General features: G+C 72.1%; 2 protein-coding genes. Both read right to left on the reverse strand.

The window, feature by feature from the left end:
* Positions 1–75: 75 nt before the first annotated feature.
* Complete coding sequence (locus AB0L60_RS01770) at positions 76–14,958, reverse strand: amino acid adenylation domain-containing protein (protein WP_364605706.1); 14,883 nt, start codon at positions 14,956–14,958, stop codon at positions 76–78.
* A gap of 252 nt (positions 14,959–15,210) precedes the next feature.
* Positions 15,211–22,662, reverse strand: a complete 7,452-nt coding sequence (locus tag AB0L60_RS01775) for an amino acid adenylation domain-containing protein (RefSeq protein WP_364605708.1) — start codon at positions 22,660–22,662, stop codon at positions 15,211–15,213.
* Positions 22,663–22,899: the final 237 nt, after the last annotated feature.

Consider the following 22,899-nt stretch of genomic DNA (forward strand, 5'->3'; position numbering starts at 1 on the left):
TCGACGAATCAATGTTTCGCACCTTCATCTCGTGTCGAATTCAGCTGATACTACGGGTCGGTCACACCGCGGGCGTCAGCGCCCGTGCTCGGCGAGTCCACCCAGCGCCTGCACCCAGCCCTCCACCAGTTGCTTGACCTGGTCCAGGCCGAGCACCGTGCCCACGAAATCGAAGCGGGCGATCAGGCCGTCCTGGGTGGTGTCCACGGTGATGTCCAGGTACAGGTCGTCGGCGACCGGTTCCGGGTAGACCCGGGCCGGGCGCAGGTCACGGTAGCGGAAGCCGATGCGGCCCACCGGGAGTACGGCGATCTCCGCCACCGTCTCCGGGTTCAGGTGCCGCAGCAGCCCGAAACCGACTCCCTGCGAAGGTACTTCGCGGACCCGGTCGCGGATCTGCTCGATCACCGCGCCCGCGGTCGGGCCGCCGGCCCGCACCTCGGCGAGGTCGACGCCGTCCAGGCGCAGCGGGAACGGGTAGGTGGTGCTGAACGCGCCGACCGTCCGCAGCCCGGCCGGATCGCCGGTGGTGCGGCCGTCGGCGATCAGCCGCACCACCGAACCCAGTGTGTCGCGCAGGGTTTCGGCGCCCGGGTCGAGCAGGGTGGCGGCCAGGGCGGCCAGCAGCACGTCGTCGATGCTGGCGCCGTAGCGGCGCGCCACACCGTCGACGGCCGCCGCGCCCTCGCCGGTGATGGACACCGAGACCCGGCCGCGGGCGCCGGAATCGGCGTCGCCGAGCACCAGCTCCGGCGACACGCCCTCCGCGGCGTCGGCGAGCCGGCCGCGCCACCAGTCCAATTCGTCGATGGTGTCGGCGTCCACGGCGCGTTCGGCCAGCGCGCGGGCGATGCCGAGCGGATGGGCATCCGCGCTGTGCGGGGTGGCGTGGCCGCCGGACCAGGAGGCGGTGAGGTCCTCGATCACGGTGCGCCAGGAGGCGTCGTCCACGACCAGGCCGTTGGCGACCACGACGAGCACGGCGGCGGGCCGGTCCTGCGGGTCCTCCGCCGGGTCGGTCGCCACGTTCTCCACCAGCACGAAACGCATGTTGTACCCCTTCTCGGGGTCCAATTCGGCGGCGGCGGCGTGGATCACGGCCTCGATGGGGTCACCGACGGCCTCCAGGTTGGGGTCGATCTGCCAGACCACCGCGGCGCCGCGCGGCTGGGCGGACGGAATGTCGAGCGCCACCGCGTCGCCATTACGGCGCAGTCGCGCCCACAGGCCCGGATGCCGGTCCAGCAGTCCGGCGACCGAGCGGCGCACCCGGGTGCCGGAGATGCCGGCGGCGATATCGAGGGTGATGGCCCGGACCCAGACCCCGGACGGTTCCACCTCGAGCAGGCCCATGGCGCCCGCGGGCAGCGGCGAAACCTCGCCCACCGCACTGAGTCTCGGCCCCATGACCGGATTCTTGACGGCCACGCGCGGCGACGCGGCCGGTGCGGTCTCCTCGGGTGCGGCCGTCGCGTTGTTCTCCGGTGCGAGGGCGGCGGCCGAGCGCACCGGCTCGGGCTCGGCAACCGGCCGGAACGCGATATCGGGATCCGGCTCGGATTCCCGGAGCGATTCGGGTTCGGCGGCCTGTTCCGGATCGCGCAGCTTCACCGACCGCTCGAGATCCTCGGGCCTGATCACCGGCAGCACCGCGGTGGTGGCCCAGTCGACCTCGAGCTCCTCGGACTGCCCTGCGGCGGACGCGGATTCGTCCGTGGCGGACGCCGGCTCGCCGGTAGCGGACACGGCGTCGTCGCGGGCGCCGGCCACGGGCCGGGCGCGCAGGTCCTCGGCGGCAATGATCCGCACGTCCGCGGGGACCGCCGGGGACAGGGCGTCCCGCACCGGTTCGGCGAGGACCAGGTGAGTCACCGCCTCGCGGGTGAGCAGCTCGGTGAGTTCGCCCGGCTCGTAGGCCCGGTGCTGCGCGACCACCAGGGCGGCGGCGGCGCCGAGCGGCAGCAGCGGTTCCAGCGGGGACAGGCTCGACCCGGCCGCCGCGAGATAGATCGCCCGCGCCTCGCCGTGCAGGCCGAAGGACAGCGTCCGGGTGGCGATCGCGTGCAGGTCCGCCTGGGCGAGCACCACCTCGCCGGAGCCGTCGGCCGCGCGATCGACCCAGGCCGCGTCGCCGGGCGCGACGGGTGCGCTTCGATCCGAGTCGGTGACCGGTGCGGGCGAACGGGATTCGACGTCGGCACCGACGCGCGGATCGTCGACCACGAGCCACTCCCCGCCGGCGGCCAGCGGAGGCAGCGCGGCCATCGCGGCGCTGAGAGTCAGGCCGTGCGTGGTCCGGGAGTCGATCGCACTCGTATCACCGGTGGCCGGATCCACGGGCAGCACGGTCGCACCGGTTTTGGCGACCGCCCACACCGCGAGGATGAGCGCCACCGAGCGGGGCAGCGCCACGGCCACCCGGGTGCCCGGGCGCGCGCCCTGATCGATGAGAACCCGTGCCAGACGCGAGGATTCGGCGTCGAGCTGGGCGTAGGTGAAGGCACGACCGCGGATGATCACCGCCGCGCCGTCCGAATTCGCCTCGACGGCGGCGGCCATGAGCTCAGGCAGGGTGCCCACCAGCTCGGCGGCAGCGGCGGTATCGCCGGCCGGTTCGGTGTCGGCGCGCTCGATGAGGCCGGCCAGCACCGGGCCGATCACGGCGAGGGCTTCCGCGGTGGTCATCATCTGGTGGGTGCCGGGCACCGGGTGCTCGCCCACGGTCCCGCTGACGTAGGGCCGCCAGTCGGCGGACGACTTCGCCTGCGGGATACCGGCGCTGAGGAACTCGGCCCGGAACAGCTCGACGCGGCCGTCGAAATGCCGCGGCCGGTACTGCGATTCGAGCTCGAGGCTGCGCACCGCGCCGCGGTAGATGCGGCGCAGGCGGTCCAGGGTGAGGACGCCGAGGTCCGGCGGCACCGCGCCGTGCAGCGCGATGAGCGCCTCCTCGCTCAGGTTCAGCAGGTCGCCGTCGGGGAAGGCCTCGGGGCCGACGCCGATGGTCGCGAACTCGTCCAGGATCGAGGTCCGGAAGTCGGACTTCGACTCCGGATAGGAGTCCAGGATCGCGACCAGGTCGACCTGCTGTCCGGCGGCCTGCAGCTCGGTGGCGATGGCGTAGGCCAGGATGCCGCCGAGCGAGTAGCCGAGCACCCGGTAGGGGCCCTCCGGCTGGATGGCGCGCATTTCGGCGGCGTAGCGGCGGGCCACGTCGGCCAGGTCGGCCGGGTCGTAGTCGGCCTCGGTGAGGGCGGGCGACTGCAGGCCGAGCAACGGCTGGTCCTCGGGGAGGAAGCGCGCCAGACCGGCGTAGCACCACGACATTCCGGACATGGGCGGGGCGCAGAAGATCGGTGTCCGGGTACCCGTGGCGCGAATCGGCAGCACGACCTGAAGTCCGGCTTCGGAATTCGAGTCGAAGTCGTGTTCGCCCTCGAGCGCGGCCAGGATCTGCGCGGCGAGTCCGGCCACGGTCGGCGCGGTGAAGAACCACGCCACCCGGACCTCGGCGCCGGTCAGCGTGCGCAGGCGACTCGCCACCTGGGTGGCCAGCAGCGAGTTGCCGCCGAGGGTGAAGAAGTCGTCGTCCGCGCCGACCCGCTCCAGGCCGAGCACCTCGGCGAAGACCTCCGCCACGGTCTGTTCCAGGGCGGTGGCCGGGGCACGGAAGACGGCCGCCTCGAATTCGGGGTCGGGCAGCGCGGCGCGGTCCAGCTTGCCGTTCACGTTCAGCGGCAGGGCGTCGAGGACCACGAAGGCGGCCGGGACCATGTACGACGGCAGCGCCGCCGACAGGGCCGACTTCACCTGCGGCACCTCGATATCCGAGCCGGACGGGACCAGGTAGGCGACCAGCCGGTCGCCGGTTTTGGCGTCGGTCTTGGCGAGCACCGCGGTCTGGGCGATCTCCGGCAGCGCCAGCAGCGCCGCCTCGATCTCGCCGAGCTCGATACGGAAACCACGGATCTTCACCTGGAAGTCGGTGCGGCCCCGGTACTCCAGCTCGCCGGTCGAGTTCCACGCGACCAGGTCACCGGTGCGATACATGCGCTCGCCGGTCGCGAACGGGTCGGCCACGAAGCGATCCGCGGTCAGATCCGGTCGCCCGAAGTAGCCGCGCGCCAATTGCGCACCGGCGAGGTACAACTCGCCCGGCACCCCGGCGGGCACCGGACGCAGCCGGGCGTCGAGCACGTAGACGCGGCTGTTCCATTCCGGCGCGCCGATCGGCACCGAGACGCGGTCGGCGGCGGTGACCTCGTGGTTGGTGATGGACACCGCGGCCTCGGTCGGGCCGTACAGGTTGTAGAGGCCCACCGAAGGGAAGGCGGTGCGGAACCGCTGCGCGAGCGTCGCGGGCAGCGCCTCACCGATGGCCAGCACGCGCCGCAGCGCGCCCGGTCCGACGGCCGAATTCGATTCGGCCAGTAGCGCGTCCAGCATGGACGGCACCGTGTGCAGCACGGTCACGGCCGTGCGGGCCATGAGCGCGTTGAGGTACACGGGGTCGCGGTGGCCGTCGGGCTCGGCGATGACCAGGCGGCCGCCCGAGACGGCGGCGGACCAGAATTCCCACACCGACAGGTCGAAGGTGGACGCCGTCTTCAGCAGTACCGCGTCGTCGACACCGAGATCGAATTCCGCTGTCTTCCACTGCAACTGGTTGACGATCGCCGCGTGCGGCACGGCCACGCCCTTGGGGCGGCCGGTCGATCCCGAGGTGAAGATGACGTAGGCGGTGTTCGCCGGCCGCAGGGGCGCGACCCGCTCGGCGTCGGTGATCGGCCCGGCCGGAACCGAATCCGTCGCCAGCTCGTCCATGCGGACCATCGGTGCGAGACCGGTCACGAAGCCGGTCGCGCTCGTGGTGAGGACGCACACCGGCGCGGCCGATTCCAGGATGTGGCCGGTGCGCTCGGCGGGCTGATCCGGATCGACGGGCACGTACGCGCCACCCGCCGCGGTGACCGCGTACATGGCCACCACCAGGTCGGTCGAGCGCCGCAGGGCCAGCGCCACCCGGGACTCGGGGCCGACGCCCAGCGAGATCAGGTGGCGCGCCAGGCGGTTGACCCGCTGCGCGAGTTCGGCGTAGGTCAGCTCGCCCTCGCCGTCGGCGACCAGGGCGGTCCGCCCGGCGTGGGCGCTCGCGGTCCGGTCGAGCAGGGACGCCAGCGTGGCGCGGGTGTCGGCCTCGTGCCGGGTGTCGTTCCAGCCCTGCAGGATTCGGGCCCGTTCCGCAGACGCGAGCAGCTCCACCTCGCCCACGGGGGTCGCCGGTTCGGCCACCACGCTGGTGAGCAGCCGCACGAAGCGCTCGGCGAACCCCGCGACGGTGGCCTGGTCGAACAGGGCGGTCGCGTAGGTGAAGTGGCCGAGAATGCCTGCGGGCTCACCGGTTTCGCTGTAGCGGTCGGCGGCGATCAGGTGCAGGTCGAATTGCGACAGCTCGGTGTCGATGTCGAGGCCCGCGACGGTCAGCTCCGGCAGTTCCAGACCGGCCTGGCTGTGGTTCTGGAAGGACAGGCCCACCTGGAACAGCGGGTGCCGGGCGGTGGAGCGCACCGGGTTGAGCACCTCCACCAGGCGCTCGAACGGGACGTCGGCGTGCGCGAAGGCGGCGAGGTCGGTTTCGCGCTGCCGCGCCAGCAGTTCGGTGAAGCTCGCGCCCCCGTCCACCCGGGTACGGAAGACCAGGGTATTGACGAACATGCCGATCAGGTCGTCGAGTTCCTCTTCGCCGCGGCCCGCGATCGGGGTGCCGATGGCGATGTCGTCGGTGCCCGAGAGCCGGGCCAGCAGCACGGCCAGCGCGGTGTGCACGACCATGAAGAGTGTCGCGCCCTCGGCGCGCGCCAGGTCCACCAGCGCGCGGTGGGCGGCGGCGTCGATACTGAGCTCGACCTTGCCGCCGTGGAAGGACTGCACGGCCGGGCGCGGCCGGTCCGAGGGCAGGTCGAGCTGGTCGGGCAGTCCGGCCAGGGCCTGCTGCCAGTAGCCGATCTGGGCGGCGGCCACCGACTGCGGATCGTGCTCGTCGCCCAGCAGTTCGCGCTGCCAGATGGCGTAGTCGGCGTATTGCACCGGCAGCGGCTGCCACGCCGGTTCCAGATCCATGGACCGGGCGGCGTAGGCCACCATGAGGTCCCGGGTCAGCGGGGTCACCGACGAGCCGTCACCGGAGATGTGGTGGATCACCAGGGCCAGCACGTATTCGCCCGGGGCGTCGGTGATCTCGAACAGCGCGATGCGCAGCGGCACCTCGGTGGTGACGTCGAACAGGTGCGAGGCCACCGCGAGCACCGCGTCCGGAACCTCGCCGGAGGCGACGGCGCGGACCTCGAGGACGGGCGTCGCCTGCGCGACCGGAAGCACCACCTGCACGGGGCCGTTGTCGGTCTCGGGGTAGATGGTGCGCAGGATCTCGTGGCGCGCAACCACATCCGCGACGGCCGCGCGCAGCGCAGCCACATCCAGGGTGCCGGTGAGCCGGACCGCGGCGGGGATGTTGTAGGCGGCGGACTCGGTGTCGAAGCGGTTGAGGAACCACATGCGCTGCTGCGCCGGGGACAGCGGAATGTGCTCCGGGCGCGGACCGGCCACCAGGGCGCGGCGGCCGGTGCCGGTGGCCGATTCGAGGGCGGCGGCCAGCGCCGCCACCGAGGGCGCGTCGAAGAGGATGCGGACCGGGACGCGAGTGTCGAGGGCCGCGCCGAGGCGGGCCACCACCTGGGTGGCGACCAGGGAGTTGCCGCCGAGGGCGAAGAAGTCGTCGTCGCGGCCGACCGGGTGGCCGAGGCCGAGGGTCTCGGCGAAGACGGCGGCGACGGTCTGCTCGACCGGGGAGACCGGGGCGCGGAATTCGCGAACCTCGAATTCCGGTGCGGGCAGCGCCTTCCGGTCCAGCTTGCCGTTGGCGTTGACCGGCATGGCGTCCAGCACCACCAGAGCGGCGGGCACCATGTAGGACGGCAGCCGGGCGGCCAGGTGCGCCTTCAGCGCGGTGCTCAATTTGCCTCCGCTGCGCTCCGGCGGGTTCGCGGCGCTGAAGTCTCGTTCTTCCCTCCTCCGCTCCCCCGCTTCGCTCCCCGCGCTTGCGCCGCGACCCTGTGTGCTCGACATCTCGGGAACCACGTAGGCCACGAGCTGGTCGCCGAGGTCCGAGTCGGAACGCATGACCACGACGGCCTGGTCCACGTAGGGGTGCGAGGTGAGGGCGGCCTCGATCTCGCCGAGCTCGATGCGCAGGCCGCGCAGCTTCACCTGGAAGTCGGTGCGGCCCAGGTAGACCAGCTCGCCATCGGCGTTCCACCGGACAAGGTCGCCGGTGCGGTACAGGCGCTCGCCACGGCGGAAGGGGCTGGCCACGAAGCGATCCGCGGTCAGGTCGGCGCGGCCGACGTAACCGCGGGCCAGCTGCGCGCCCGCCAGGTAGAGCTCACCCACCAGGCCGGGGGCGACCGGGTGCAGGCGCGAGTCCAGCACGTAGGCGCGGGCGTTCCAGACCGGGCCGCCGATCGGCACGGCACCGGAGACGTCGCCGGCGACCGGCGCGTAGGTGGCGTGCACAGTGAATTCGGTGGGGCCGTACAGGTTGTGCAGCTCCGCCGGGCTGATCGCGCGGAAGGCGTCGACCGCGTCGGAGGTGAACGCCTCACCGGCCACCAGCAGCGCCCGCAGCGATGTCAGCAGCGCGGGATCGGCGGCCGCCGAGAAAGCGCGCAGCATGGACGGCACGAACGAGGTGAGGGTGACCCGTTCGGCGGCGATGACATCGGCCAGGTACAGCGGGTCGCGGTGCCCGTCGGGCGTGGCGACGACCATGCGGCCGCCGGTGGCCAAGGGGCCGAACAGTTCCCACACCGACACGTCGAAGGTGGCCGGGGTCTTGAACAGCACGATGTCGTCGCCGTCGAGCGCGTATTCGGCGGTGATCCAGCGGATCTGGTTCACGGCGGCGGCGTGCGGCACGGCCACGCCCTTGGGACGGCCGGTGGAGCCGGAGGTGAAGATGACGTACGCGGTGTTCTCCGCGCGCAGCGGCGCACGGCGTTCCACGTCGATGACCGGGCGGTCGGCGTAGCCCGCGAGGATGGCGGTGTCGATCTCGAGCACCGGGTGCGCGCCCGCGTCGAAGGCGTCGCGGGAAGTGGTGAGCACGCACACCGGTTCGGCGGTGTCGAGCACGTGCGCGATGCGCTCGGCGGGCTGGTCCGGGTCCAGCGGCACGTAGGCGCCACCCGCGGCCAACACGGCGTAGACGGCGGTCACGAAGTCCAGCGAGCGCCGGATGTGCAGGGCCACCAGCGATTCCGGTCCGACACCCTCGGCGATGAGGCGGCGGGCCAGGCGGTGGACGCGGGCCGAGAACTCGGCGTAGGTGAGCTGCTCGCCGTCATGGACCAGGGCGATGGCGGCGGGGGTACGCAGCGCCTGGGTCTCGAACAGCGACACCAGGGTCGCGGTGGCCGCGCGGGGCAGCCCGGCCGCGACGTCGACGGCGGTGGCGTTCCAGTCCGACAGCACCCGCTGCCGTTCGTCCACCGCCAGCAGGTCGAAGTCGCCGACCGCCCGTTCCGGATGGGTGGCCACCGCGACCAGGGTGCGGCGCAGCCGCTCGGCCAGCCGATCCAGGGATTCCGGATCGAACAGGTCGGTGGCGTAGGTGAACGCGGCCGAAATGCCCTGTGCCACACCGTCGGCGGTGGTCCGCTCGACCAGCGTCAGATCCAGGTCGAACTTGGCGACCGGCACGGTCAGGTCGACGTCGGAGACGGTGACGCCGGGCAGTTCGAACACGGCCGGGGTCATGTTCTGCACGGTCAGCGACACCTGGAACAGCGGGTGCCGGGCCTGCGAGCGCGGCGGATCCAGCAGCTCCACAATGCGTTCGAACGGCGCGTCGGCGTGCTCGAAGGCGGCCAGGTCGGTCTGCCGCACGGCGGCGAGCAGTTCGGCGAAGCTGGCGTTGGGGTCGACCTCGGTGCGCAGCACCAGGGTGTTGACGAACATGCCGATCAGGTTGTCCAGCTCGGCCTCGCCGCGACCCGCGATGGGCGCGCCGATGGCGATATCGCGGGTGCCGGACACCCGCGCCAGCAGCACCGCGAAGGCGGCGTGCAGCACCATGAACAGCGTCGTATTGTGCTGCTGCGCAACCCGGTTCAGGGCGCCGTGCACGTGCGGGTCGATATCGAAGGCGTGCACCGCGCCGCGCCCGGAGGCCACCGCCGGCCGGGGCCGGTCGGTGGGCAGCTCCAGCTGATCGGGCAGTCCGGTCAGGGCGGAGCGCCAGTAGTCGAACTGGCGGGCCAGCAGCGAGCCGGAATCGTGTTCGTCGCCGAGGCTTTCGCGCTGCCACAGCGCGTAGTCGGCGTACTGCACCGGCAGCGGGGTCCAGGACGGTTCCCGCCCCTGCATGCGGCCGAAGTAGGCGGTCATCAGGTCGCGGGTGAGCGGGCCGCCGGAGAAGCCGTCGCCGGCGATGTGGTGGACCACGCAGACCAGCACGTGGTCCTCGGCGTCCAGGCGCAGCAGCCGCAGCCGCAGCGGCGGGACGGTGGTCACGTCGAAGGGCGCGAAGGCGGCCTCCGAGACCACCTGCGCCACCTCGGCTTCGGTGACCGGGACGACCGGCAGCGAGGGCATGGCGTCGGGCTCGTGGACGTCCAGGATCACCTGGTGGCCGACGCCCTCGTGCTCGGGATAGTAGGTGCGCAGCACCTCGTGCCGGGCGACCAGGTCGGCCACGGCGTCGCGCAGGGCGGGCACGTCGAGCGGGCCGGTGACGCGCAGCGCGATGGGCAGGTTGTAGGTGGCGGCGTCGGTGTCGAGGCGGTTGAGGAACCACATGCGCTGCTGCGCGTAGGACAGCGGCACCAGCTCCGGCCGCGGCATCGGCCGCAGCGGCGCGACGGCCGAATCGTCCAGTGCGCCCAGCGAATTCGCGAGTTCCGCGACGGTGGGCGCCTCGAACAGGGCGCGTACCGGCACCCGGGTGCCGACCGCGGCGCCCAACCGCGCCACCACCCGGGTGGCGTTCAGCGAGTTGCCGCCCAGCTCGAAGAAGTCGTCGTCCGCGCCCACCCGTTCCAGGTGCAGCACGGTCGCGAACACCTCGGCCACCGTGCGCTCGGCTGCGGTGGCGGGCTCGCGGTATTCGCGGGCCTGGAACTGCGGCACCGGCAGCGCCTTGCGGTCCAGCTTGCCGGAGGCGTTGAGCGGCATGGCGTCCAGCCGCACCACGGCGGAGGGCACCATGTAGGACGGCACGGATTCGCGGGTGTGCGAGAGCAGTCCGGCGTCGGTGACCCGCGCGCCGTCCTCGAGCACCACGTAGGCGACGAGGCGGTCGCCGCTCGCGCCGCGCACCAGCGAGACCGCGGCCCGGTGCACGGCCGGGTGGCCGAGCAGCACGGTCTCGATCTCACCGAGCTCGATGCGCTGGCCGCGCAGCTTGACCTGGAAGTCGCTGCGGCCCAGGTACTCCAGCGCATGCGAGGCGCCGGCCGAGCCGACGGGTTCGGCACCGCCGACGTCGATCCAGCGGACCACGTCACCGGTGCGGTAGAGCCGCTGCCCGTCCTCGTGGGCGACGAAGCGTTCGGCGGTGAGCGCGGGCGCGCCGAGGTAGCCCCGCGCCAATTGCACGCCGGCGACATAGAGTTCACCGGCCGCGCCGAAGGGCACCGGCCGCAGCTGCCGATCCAGCACCAGCACCCGGGTATTGGCGACGGGCCTGCCGATCGGCACGGCGACGCCGTGGACGCGCTCGGCCGGGTGCGCGGTGACCACGGTGGCCTCGGCCGGGCCGTACCAGTTCACCAGCACGGTATCCGGCAGCGCGGCAGCGAATTTCGTGGCGCTCTCCGCCGTGAGGGCCTCACCGGCGGCGAACACCCAGCGCAGCGAGGGGTGCCGCCGGGCCGCGCCGTCGAGGTAGGCGTCGAGCATGGACGGCACGAAATGCACGGAGGTGACGGCGTATTCGTCGATCGTGCGCGCGATGTAGGCCGGGTCGCGGTGCCCGTCCGGTTCGGCCACCACCACGGCCGCGCCGGTCTGCAACGGCCAGAACAGCTCCCAGGTGGAGATGTCGAAGGTGATGGGCGTCTTGTGCAGCACCACGTCGCCCGCGCGGTGCGGGTAGGTGCGCTGGGCCCAGCGGAACTGGTTGGCCATCTGCCGGTGCGTGATGACCACGCCCTTGGGGCGGCCGGTGGAGCCGGAGGTGTAGATGACGTAGGCAGCATTGTCCGGGCGCACACCCGCGGGGGCGACCTCCACGAACGGGTCCGCGCCCGCGAGCGCGTCCACGAAGAACAGCGGTACGCCGGAGGCGGTTTCGAAGTCGTCGGCCGCGCGCGTGAGCACGCACACCGGCGCGGAACCCGCGAGGACGTACTCGTTGCGCTCGGCCGGGTGATCGGGATCCACCGGCACGTACGCGCCGCCGGAGCGCAGCACCGCGTAGACGGCGACCACCAGATCGATGCCGCGCCGCATGGCCACAGCCACCCGGGATTCCGCGCCGACACCGCGCAGGGTGAGCTCCTGCGCGAGACGGCGGGAGCGGGCGTCCAGCTCGGCGTAGGTCAGGGTGGTGCGGCCGAAGATCACAGCCGGGGCGTCCGGGGTCCGCGCCACCTGGGCGTCGAACAGGGTGAGCAGCGTCGAATCGTCCAGCAGCTCGGGCACTTCGGTGGCATTGACGGCCGCCAGCTCGCGGCGCTCGCCGTCGAGCAGCGCGTCCACCGCGGCCACCCGCGCTCGCGGGTCGGCGGCGATGCGGGACAGCAGCGCCGAAAGCCGGTCCGCGATGGCCTGGGCCGCGTCCGCCTCGAAGAGGTCGCGCAGGTACTTCACGCCGAAGCCGAGGCCCTTGCCGCGCGGCTGCACCATGACGGTGAGCGGATAGTGGGTGCCGTTCACCGCGGACGCGCCGAGAATGCCCGCGCCGTCGATGGGCGCGGCGGCGTCGTCGAGGGACTCCTCGTCCACCGGGAAGGAGGCGAACACGACGATGGAGTCGAAAAGCCCGTCGACTCCGGCGATCTCCTGGATCTCGCCCAGCCCGACATAGTGGTGGTCGAGCAGCGCGGCCTGTTCGTCCTGCAGCGCCCGCAGCACCTCGGTGAGCGTGCTGCCCGGGGTCAGCCGCACCCGCACCGGGATGGCGTTGAGGAACAGGCCGATCATCGTCTCGATGCCCGCCAGCTGCGGCGGACGGCCGGACACGGTGGCGCCGAAGACGACATCGTCGCGGTCCGTGCTGCGGCCGATGAGCAGACCCCACGCGGCCTGCACGACGGTATTGAGGGTGACGCCCGCCTCGTGCGCCACCCGGGTGAGCGCGGCGGTGTCGTCCTCGGACAGCTGGAAGGCGACTTCGCCGATGCCCGAGGTGATCTCGCGCGAGGGATCGACGGCCGCGAGCGGCGTCGGCTCGGTGAACCCGTCGAGGGTCTCGCGCCACGCCTCCCGCGCCGCGGCGTGATCGCGCGCGGCCAGCCAGGCCAGGTAGTCACGGTAGGACCGCACCGCCGGGATCTGCGCCGCGTCGCCGCCGGCCGCGTACAGCAGCAGCATGTCCTGGATGAGCAGCGGCATGGACCAGCCGTCGATGAGGATGTGGTGGCTGGTGACACACACCCTGCAACGGTCGGCGGCCGTGCGGTACAGCGCCACGCGCAGCAGCGGCCCGGTGCCCATGTCGAAGTGGCGGGCCACGTCGAAGGCCATCAGCCGGTCGGTCTCGGCCAGCGCCTCGGCGGGCACCCGGTCACTGAGATCCAGGTACTGCCAGGGCAGTTCGACCTCGTCGAGGACAATCTGCAGCGGATTGCCCGCGCTGTCCTCGGCGAAGACCACCCGCAGGTTCACGTGCCGGTCCAGCATGGCGCGGGCGGCGGCGTGCACGCGCGCCACGTCGATCTCACCGGCCAGGTCGAGGGCGAACTGGACCATGTAGGCGTCGACGGAGGATTCGGCCAGCCGCGCGTGGAACAGCATGCCGGTCTGCAGCGGGGTGAGCGGCCACACCTCCGACAGGTTCGGGTAGCGCTCACGCAGCCGCGCCTCGTCGTCGGCGCTCAACTCGACCAGTGGTCCGGTGGCGAGTTCCTCGGTGGCGGCGGCGGTGTCGACCGGCACCGCGAGCTCGGCCAGCGCGGCCACCGTGCGGGCGGCGAACATCTCCTTGGGCCTGAAGCCCAGACCCCGGGCCCGCGCCCGGGACACGATCTGGATGGCGGTGATGGAATCCACGCCGAGGCTGAAGAAGTCGTCGTCGAGGCCGACCCGGTCCAGGCGCAGCACCTCGGCGATGACCTCGGCCACCGCCTGCTGCGCCGCCGTCTCCGGGGCCCGGTACTCGGTGACCTCGAGTTCCGGCTCGGGCAGCGCGCGGCGGTCCAGCTTGCCCGCGGGCGTCAACGGGATGGTGTCGAGAACGATGATGGCGGCCGGCACCATGTGCGCGGGCAGCGTCCGCTCGGCCAGCTCCGACAGCACCGCGGTGTCCACCGGGAAGCCCGGGGCCGCATGCACATACGAGACCAGCGCGGTGGCGCGGCCGTTCACCTCGTGACCGACGGTGACCGCGAAGTCGACCGACTCGTGCCCGGCGAGCACCGCGTCGATCTCGCCCAGCTCGATGCGCAGGCCGCGGATCTTCACCTGGAAGTCGTTGCGGCCCACATACTCCAGCTCACCGGCGGCATTGGCGCGCACCAGGTCACCAGTGCGGTAGAGCCGGGCCCCCGCGCCCCCGTCGAACGGGTTCGCGACGAAGCGGGCCGCGGTCAGTTCCGGCCGGGCGTGATACCCGCGCGCCAGCAGCGCACCCGCGATGTACAGCTCGCCCGGGGTGCCGACCGGCACCGGACGCAGCCATTCGTCCAGCACGTACGCGGCGGCGCCGCGAATGGGGGCGCCGATGGTCACCGGCCGGTCCGGGGACAGCGGATCGGAGATATTGGTCGCGATGGTCGCCTCGGTCGGGCCGTAGGCATTGTGGAAGCGGCGGCGACCGGACGGGTCGCCGGACCAGCGGCGCACCAGCTCGGCCGAAATGGCCTCGCCGCCACCGACGATGGCCTCCATGGTGGTGAGCTGATCCGGGTCCAGCGAGGCCAGCACCGACGGCGTGATCAGGCCGTGGGTGACCCGCTCCCGGGCGATCAGGCGGCCCAGTTCGTCACCGCCGTACACCTCGGGCACCGCGACCACCATGGTCGCGGCCGCGCCGATGGCCATCAGCAGTTCCATGATCGAGGCGTCGAAGGACGGGGTGGCCACCTGCAGCACCCGCGACTCCGGCCCGATGCCGAAGCGGTCACGCATCTCCGCGGTCAGCGCGGCCAGGCCGGTGTGGGTGACCACCACGCCCTTGGGCAGGCCCGTCGACCCCGAGGTGTAGATGGCGTAGGCCGGATGCTCGGCGCGCAGCGGGCGCGCGCGGTCGGCATTGGTGACCGGTTCGGCCGGATAGCCCTGGGCGGCGGCCGCGATCTCCTCGGTGTCCAGCTCCAGCCAGGGCAGCGTGGTCGGCAGGCCCGAGCGGGTGTCGGCCACGGTCAGGCCCAGCACGGCTCGCGAGTCCGAGATCATGTGCCGCACGCGGTCGGCCGGATAGTTGGGGTCCACGGGGACGAAGCCCGCGCCGGTCTTGGCGATCGCCCATACCGCCACCACCGACTCCAGCGAGCGGCGGATACCGACCGCGACCAGATCCTCCGGGCCGATGCCGCGGGTGATGAGCAGGCGCGCCAGCCGGTTCGAACGCTCGTCGAGTTCGGCGTAGCTCAGCGCGGCCAGGCTGCGGTCGGCGTCGGCGACCGTGACGGCGAGGCCACCCGGATTGGCCTCGACCGCGGTCGCCAGCAGCTGCGGCAATGTCGGAATGTGGGGTCCACGGCGGGTCCGGGTGGGACGTACGCGCGCCGTGCGGGTCATGCCGCCACCGCCACGAGCTCGATCTTCCGGTCCCCGACCACCCGAATCATGCAGCCTGTCCTCATCCTGTCCGTCATTGCCCATACCGCCGCGTGCACCGACATTGTTCATCGGGTTCACGCAGGCCGCGTTACTCGGCCCTGCTGGTGGCAGGGCTGTCGGCCCCCGCGGAGGGACCGGTCACGCGCGCTTCCCCAAAGGAGTATTCAGTCCTGCGGGCGGGAGGGCCACTCCGGGCCGCTCACCAGGTGCTCATCGGGCGGTGGCGGACCCCGGGACGGCGACGACGGTCAGACCCGACCACCGGGCGGGGACGGGCAGCCCGTCCACCACGAGAGCGGTGAGATCGTCCAGTTCCGCGGGGTCCGGTCCGTCGAGCCGGGCCCGGTCGGCGAACAGGTGGGTGACCCATTCGTCGGCGAGGGTCTCGGTGAGATCGGCTCCGGCCTCCGCCAGGACCATTGACGCCCCGACGCCGCCGGCGGCGACCGGTTCGATGAGCGCGAGGGGGTGATCCGCCAAACCGGACCAGTAGGTGCGTGATTCGAAGGTGAGCTCGGACTCGGCCCGCACCCGATCCACCATGGCCGCGACCTCGTCATAGTTCAGCGGCGCCCGGCCCGGCGCCGCGAAGGCGGTGTCATCGCCGCGCAGTGCGCGAATGCGGTGCGCGTAGGTGACCGGCCGCGCCGATTCGGTGGCGACCTCGGCGGCCACCCCGGGATCGTCCAGGGCGAGCCAGTCGATGCCGGGCACGGCAATCGGTTTCCCGGCGGTCAGGCCCACCTTCACATCCAGTCCACTGGGCGGCAGCCGGTCCAGACCGGCCAGCGGCACCACCGCCGCACCGGTCTTGAGTACCGCCCAGGTGGCCACGGCCAGGTCGGCTCCCCGGTCCAGCCGCACGGCGACGCCGGTGCCGGGGCCGCAGCCGCGCCCGATCAGGAAGCGGGCCAGTCGCGAGGAGCGGGCGTCGAGGTCCCGGTAGGACACCGTCTCCTCGCCCCGGACCAGGGCCGGACCGTCGGGGTCGTCCTCGACCGCGGCGGACAGCGACTGCGGCAGCGCGGTGCCGCGCGCGGTGGTGGTCACCGCCGGGGCGGGCGCGGGCAGCGCCTGGGCGCGGGCGCGCTCGGCCGGGCTCAGCAGGTCGATGTCGCCCACCGGCATGTGTGGATCGGCGGCCACCGCGGCCAGGATGCGCACCAGGCGCGCGCCCAGGGCCTCGATGGTGGACTCGTCGAAAAGCTCGGTGGCATAGGCGAAGACGACGGTGAGGTCGCCGGGGGTACCGTCCGCGGCGAGCGGCCCGGCCTCGACGCCGATCTGCAAGTCGAACTTGGCGGCCTCCAGCGCCGCGTCCACCCCGGAGACCGACAGCGCTCCGCCTCCCCGCGCTTCGGGCAGCTCGAGCTCGACCACCTCGTTGTGCTGCAGCGCGAGCACCACCTGCAGCAGCGGATCGGCCTGGCCACGGCCGGGTGCGACCGCCTCCACCACACGCTCGAACGGCACGTCCGCGTGCGCGAAGGCGGACAGATCGGTTTCGCGGGCGGCGGCCACCAGATCGTCGAAGGAGGCGGCGGGATCGACCGTGCTGCGCAGGGTGAGGGTATTGACGAACATGCCGACCAGGCCGTCGAGCACCTGCTCGCCGCGCCCCGCGATCGGGGTGCCGACGACGATGTCCGGGCTGCCCGACTGCCGCGCCAGCAGGACCGCGACGGCCGCGTGCATCACCATGAACAGTGACGCATTGTGGCGGCGCGCAATGCGATTCAGCTCGGCGTGGATCTCGGCGGGCACCAGGTAGTCGACCAGCGCGCCCGCCATGGACGGCGCCGGCGGGCGGGGCCGGTCCAGCGGCAGCAGCGGCCGCGCGGGCAGACCGGCGAGCTGTCCGCGCCAGTAGTCCACCTGCGCCGCGGCGACGGAGTTCTCGTCGGTGTCCGAGCCGATCACCGCGTGCTGCCACAGTGCGAAGTCGGCGTACTGCACGGGCAGCGGCGCCCAGCCGGGCGTCTCGCCCGCGGCGCGCGCGGTGTAGGCGGTCATGAGATCGCGGGCCAGCGGCGCGAAGGAGGCGCCGTCGGCGGCGATGTGATGGGCGACCAGGATCAGCAGGTAGTCGTCGGGCGCGTCCCCGGTGAGCAGTCGCATGCGCACCGGAACCTGGTGCGCGACATCGAATCCGGCGTAGATGAGCTCCTGTACCCGCGCGCCGATGTCGCGGGCGCGCTCCGTCTCGAGACCACCCGCCAGCGCCTCCGCGACCGAGAGCACCTCCTGATAGGGAGCGCCGCCGGGGCCCGATTCCGGGTAGCGGGTGCGCAGTACCTCGTGGCGGGTCAGGACGTCCTCCGCGGCGCGTGCCAGGGCGGGCACGTCGAGGGTGCCGGTGAGGCGGATGACCATCGGGATGTTGTAGGCCGGGGACTCCGGGTCCAGCTGATTGAGCACCCACATGCGCTGCTGCGCCAGCGACAACGGCACCCGCGCCGGCCGCTCCCCCGCCACCAGCGGCGGACGCGCACCGGTCGCGGTGCCCGGCACGATACGCGCCGCCAGACCGGAAACCGTTGCGGTCTCGAAGAGGTCGCGCACCGAGACGGTGGCTTCCAGCGCTTCGTTGATCCGCGAGACCGCCCGGGTGGCGATCAGCGAGTTGCCGCCCAGCTCGAAGAAGTCGTCGTCCGCGCCGACCCGGTCCGCGCCGAGCAGATCCACGAAGACGCCCGCCACGATCTCTTCGATCGGGGTGGACGGCGCGCGGAAACGCCGGGGCTCGAACACCGGGGCGGGCAGGGCCCGGCGGTCCAGCTTGCCGGAGGCGTTGAGCGGGAAGGCGTCCATGACCGCGATCGAGGAGGGCACCATATAGGCCGGAAGCAGCTGCGTCAGAGCGGCTTTCACCAGCGTGGGATCGACCTCCGCGGCGGGGTCGCGGGCCACGTAGCCGACCAGCTGCTCACCGCCCTGCGCGTCGGCGCGCACCACCACGACCGACTGGGCCACCCCGGGCTGGGCCAGCAGGGCCGCCTCGATCTCGCCCAGTTCGATGCGCAGGCCGCGCAGTTTCACCTGGAAGTCGGTGCGGCCCAGGTATTCCAGTTCGCCGTCGGCACGCCACTTCACGAGGTCGCCGGTGCGGTACATGCGCGCCCCGTGACCGAAGGGGTCGGCGACGAACCGGTCAGCGGTCAGGTCCGGGCGGGCCACATAGCCGATGGCCAGCTGGTCACCGGCCAGATACAGCTCGCCCGGGACGCCGGGGGCGACCGGTCGCAGCCGCGAATCCAGCACGTACAGTGCGGTATTGAAGACCGGCCGGCCGATCGGCACCGACACGGTGTCGGCATCGGTCACCTCGTGATAGGTGACGTCGACCGCGGCCTCGGTCGGACCGTAGAGGTTGTGCAGGCGGGCGGTGGTCAGCTCCCGTAGTCGCTGCGCCGTCGGCGCGGGTAGCGCCTCGCCGGAGGCGAACACTGTTTTTAATTTGCCTCCGCTGCGCTCCGGCGGGTTCGCGGCGCTGAAAGTCTCGTTCTTCCCTCCCTCCGCTCCCCCGCTTCGCTCCTCCGCTCCTCTCAGTCCAGAACGAGACGCGCCGCGAACCAATGGGTTGCTCTCACCCAGCGCGGACAGGAAGACCGAGAGCATGGACGGCACGAAATGCACCGTGGTGACACCCTGTTCCGCGATGATCTGCGCCAGGTACACCGGGTCGCGGTGGCCGTCGGGCTTGGCGAGCACCAGGCGCGCGCCGGTCTGCAAGGGCCAGAAGAACTCCCACACCGAGACATCGAAGGTGGCCGGAGTCTTCTGCAGCACCACATCCGCGTAGGTCAGCCGGTACTGCGCCTGCATCCAGACCAGCCGATTGACAATGGCGGCGTGACTGACGGCCACGCCCTTGGGCCGGCCGGTCGAGCCCGAGGTGAACAGGACGTAGGCCGGGTGCCCCGGCCGCACCGGACGGGTCCGTTCGGCGTCCGAGATCGGTGTGCTCGGCCACCGGGTCCGCGCCCGCTCCTCGGCCTCCTCGACGAAGCGGGCGGGAGTGCCGCTCCCGCTGTCGAAGCCGTCCCGCCGGGTGGTCAGCACCAGGCGCGGCTCGGCGGTGCCGAGAATGTGCTCGTTACGGTCGAGCGGCTGGTCGGGGTCCAGCGGCAGGTAGGCGGCGCCGGTCATGAGGACCGCGTACATGGCCACCACCAGCTCGGTGGAGCGCCGGATGGCCAGGGCCACCGAGGTTTCCGGCCCGACTCCGTAGCCGTCGATGAGTTCGCGGGCCAGCCGGCGGGCGCGGTCGGCCAGTTCCCGATAGGTGAGGCGCTCGTCCGCGCAGACCAGTGCCACGGTGTCCGGGGTGTCGGCGACCTGCGCCTCGAACATCGAGATCAGGGTCGGCACGACATCGTTCGGCAGGCCGGCCGCGGCGGTGACGTCGAAGCCGGTGGCATTCCAGTCGGTCAGGACGCGGTGGCGTTCCTCGGGCGCGAGCAGGTCGAGATCCCCGACGGGCGCGCCCGGGTCGGCCGCGACCAGTTCCAGCACGCGGGCGAAGCGGCGGGCGAACGACGCGATGGTCGGCTCGTCGAAAAGGTCCAGCGCGTAGGAGAATTCGGCCGCCATCCCGATGCCGTCGCCGCGCTCGTCCACCGTCTCCTGCACGGTCAGCTGCAGGTCGAACTTGGCGAAGGGCACCTCGAGGTCGGTGCCCGAGACGGTGAGCCCGGGCAGCCGGAATTCGGCGGGCGCCAGGTTCTGGAACGAGAGCATCACCTGGAACAGCGGATTGCGCGCCTGCGAGCGGGCCGGGTCGAGCAGGTCCACCAGTCGTTCGAAGGGCACGTCGGCGTGGCCGAAGGCGCGTACGTCGGTGTCGCGCACCAAGTCCAGCAGGTCGGCGAACCCGGCGGCGGGATCGACGTCGGTGCGCAGCACGAGGGTATTGACGAACATGCCGATGAGGTCGTCCAGTTCGGCCTCGCCGCGCCCGGCCACCGGCGTGCCCACGGCGATGTCCCGGGTGCCGGACAGCCGAGCCAGCAGGACCGTCAGTGCCGTGTGCACGACCATGAAGGTGGTGCCGTTGTGGCCGCGGGCCAGCCGGCGCACGGCGGCGTAGACGTCGTCGGCGAGTTCGAAGCGGTAGGTGCCGCCACGATACGAGGCGACCGGCGGTCGCGGGCGATCCGACGGCAGCACCAGTTCGTCGGGTAGTTCGGCCAGTGTCTCGTGCCAGAAGGCGATCTGCCGTGCCAGCGTGGAGTTCTCGTCGTCCTCGGCGCCGAGTGCCGTACGCTGCCACAGGGTGTAGTCGGCGTACTGCACCGGCAGCGGAGCCCAGTGCGGCGCGGCCCCGGAACTGCGGGATACGTACGCGGTCACCAGGTCCCGGGTGAGCGGGCCCATGGAGAAGCCATCGGCGGCGATGTGGTGCACCACGCCGACCAGCACCTGCTCGCCGGGTCCGAGGCGCAGCACCCGCAACCGGATGGGCGGGGTGGCGGTGACGTCGAAGCCCGTCCCGCCGAGCGCCAGCACCCGGGTGGTCAGCTCCGCGGCATCGATGTCCTCGACCGGCAGGTCGGGTATCGCACGGGGATCGGTGAGCGGCAGCACCTGCTGATGGCCCTCGCCGTCCACCTCCGGATAGACGGTGCGCAGCACCTCGTGCCGCTCGACCAGGTCGCGGACGGCGGCGCGCATGGCCTCGAGGTCGAGTTCGCCAGAGAGCCGCACCGCGAGCGGCACATTGTCTACCGCGCTGTCGGGTGCGAACCGATTGAGGAACCACATGCGCTGCTGCGCGTACGACAGCGGCACGCGGTCGGGCCGCGGCCCGGATACCAGTGCGGGGGCGGTGTTCCCGGTCGCCTCCCCGGCCAGCAGCGCGGCCAGGTCGGCGACGGTGGACGCCTCGAACAGCACGCGCACCGGAACCCGCAGGCCCAGCGCGGTACCGATGCGGGCCACGGCCTGGGTGGCCAGCAGCGAGTTGCCGCCCAGCTCGAAGAAGTCGTCGTCGGAGCCGACGCGCAGCGGCTCGGCGCCGGGCGGGGTGAGCAGGCCGGAGAAGACCTCCGCGACAGCGGCTTCGGCGGCGGTGGCGGGGGCGCGGAAGGCCCGGGTGGTGAAGACCGGTTCCGGCAGCCGCTCGCGGTCCACCTTGCCGACCGGGGTCAGCGGGATCTCGTCGAGCACCATGATGGCGGCGGGAACCATGTACGCGGGCAGGGATTCTCCGGCGAAGGCCGCCAATTCCGCGGTGTCCAGCGCGGTTCCGGGGCTGGGCAGCACATAGGTGACCAGGGCGGCGGCGCCGGTGGGCAGGGTGGCGCCCAGGGTGACCGCGAAGTCCACGCCGGGGTGCGCGGTGAGGGCGCTGTCGATTTCGCCGAGTTCGATGCGCAGACCGCGGATCTTGACCTGGAAGTCGGTGCGGCCGTGGTGTTCGAAATTCCCGTTCTCCAGGCGCTTGACCAGGTCGCCGGTCCGGTACAGCCGCTGCCCGGGTTCGCCGTAGGGTCCGGCGACGAATCGTTCCGCGGTCAGCCCGGGCCGGTTCAGATAGCCCGCGGCGAGTGCCGGTCCGGCCAGATAGAGTTCGCCGACCACGCCGGGCGGCACCGGCCGCAGGCCCGCGTCCAGCACGTACGCGCCGATGCCGGGCAGCAGGGTGCCGATGTGCGTGCCGCCGCCGGGCGGCAGCGCCGCGGTACCGGTGGACAGCGCGGTGACCTCGGTCGGGCCGTATTCGATGTGGAAGTCGCGGTCGGGGGTGATCCAGCGGTCCACCAGGGCGGGCGGCACCCGCTCGCCGCCGCACATGATGGCGCGCAGGTCCTGCGGGACATTCGGATCCAGCGATTCCAGCACCGCCGGCGTGATGCAGATGTGGGTGATCCGTTCGCGGCGGAGCAGCTCGGACAGCTCGTGGCCGCCGAACACGTCCGGCGGCACCACGACCAGGGTGGCGCCCGCGGTGAAGGCGTACAGCATCTCGACGATGGAGAAGTCGAAGCTCGGGGTGGTGAGCTGGGTGATGCGGGAATCCTCGGTCACCGCACGGCATTCCCGGCGGGCGGCCAGTCCGGCCAGCCCGGAGTGGGTGATGGCCACGCCCTTGGGCTTGCCGGTCGAGCCCGAGGTGTAGATGACGTAGGCCAGGTGCTGCTCGGTCAGCGGCCGGGTGCGGTCGGCGTAGGAGATCGGGTGCGCGGGCCGGGCCGCGATGCGCTCGGCCCGGGTGGGATCGTCGAGTTCGATCCAGTAGGCGGCGGTCCCCAGCCCGGCCCGGTGGGTCGCCAGGGTGACACCGAATTTCGCACCGGAGTCGGTGAGCATGTGCTCGATCCGGTCGCCCGGATAGGTCGGGTCCACCGGCAGATAGGTGGCGCCGGTCTTCACGATGGCCCACATGGCCAGCACGGATTCCACCGAGCGCGCGATGCCCATGGCCACCACGTCACCTGGGCCGATGCCCAGGGCGATAAGTTCGCGCGCCACCCGTGAGGACTGCTCGTCGAGCTCCCGGTAGGTGAGTTCGCGCTGGTCGGAAGGGTTTCCGGTGGGATTGAAGCTGATGGCGACGGCATCGCCGGCGGATTCGACTGCCGCGGTGAGCAGTTGACCGAAGAAGGGGCTGCCGGACCGGCGGCGTCTGCTCCCACGGACTGATCTACGGGTTGTATCCATCCGTGTTGTCCACCTCACACGTCCAGCAATCCACACACGTCGAATTTCTTCGACAGCCCGGGCCGAGAAACCGACTCGCCCCGGCGAACCGGCACAGCATAGCCGCGCACAGCAGCTACGGCGGCTCGAACTGGAGGGACTATCGGCGACCCGGCCCCGGCGTTGCACCATGTGACCTGCGCCATAGCGATTGCCGTTCGCTACTACTCGCGCCGCCGGGAGGTGGATCCGGCGGCG

Source organism: Nocardia sp. NPDC051981 (assembly GCF_040680715.1).
In the GTDB taxonomy this organism is placed as follows: domain Bacteria; phylum Actinomycetota; class Actinomycetes; order Mycobacteriales; family Mycobacteriaceae; genus Nocardia.

Coding starts and splice junctions, on each gene's coding strand:
- AB0L60_RS01770 (WP_364605706.1), bottom strand. CDS start 14,958: ATGACCCGCACGGCGCGCGTACGTCCCACCCGGACCCGCCGTGGACCC.
- AB0L60_RS01775 (WP_364605708.1), bottom strand. CDS start 22,662: ATGGATACAACCCGTAGATCAGTCCGTGGGAGCAGACGCCGCCGGTCC.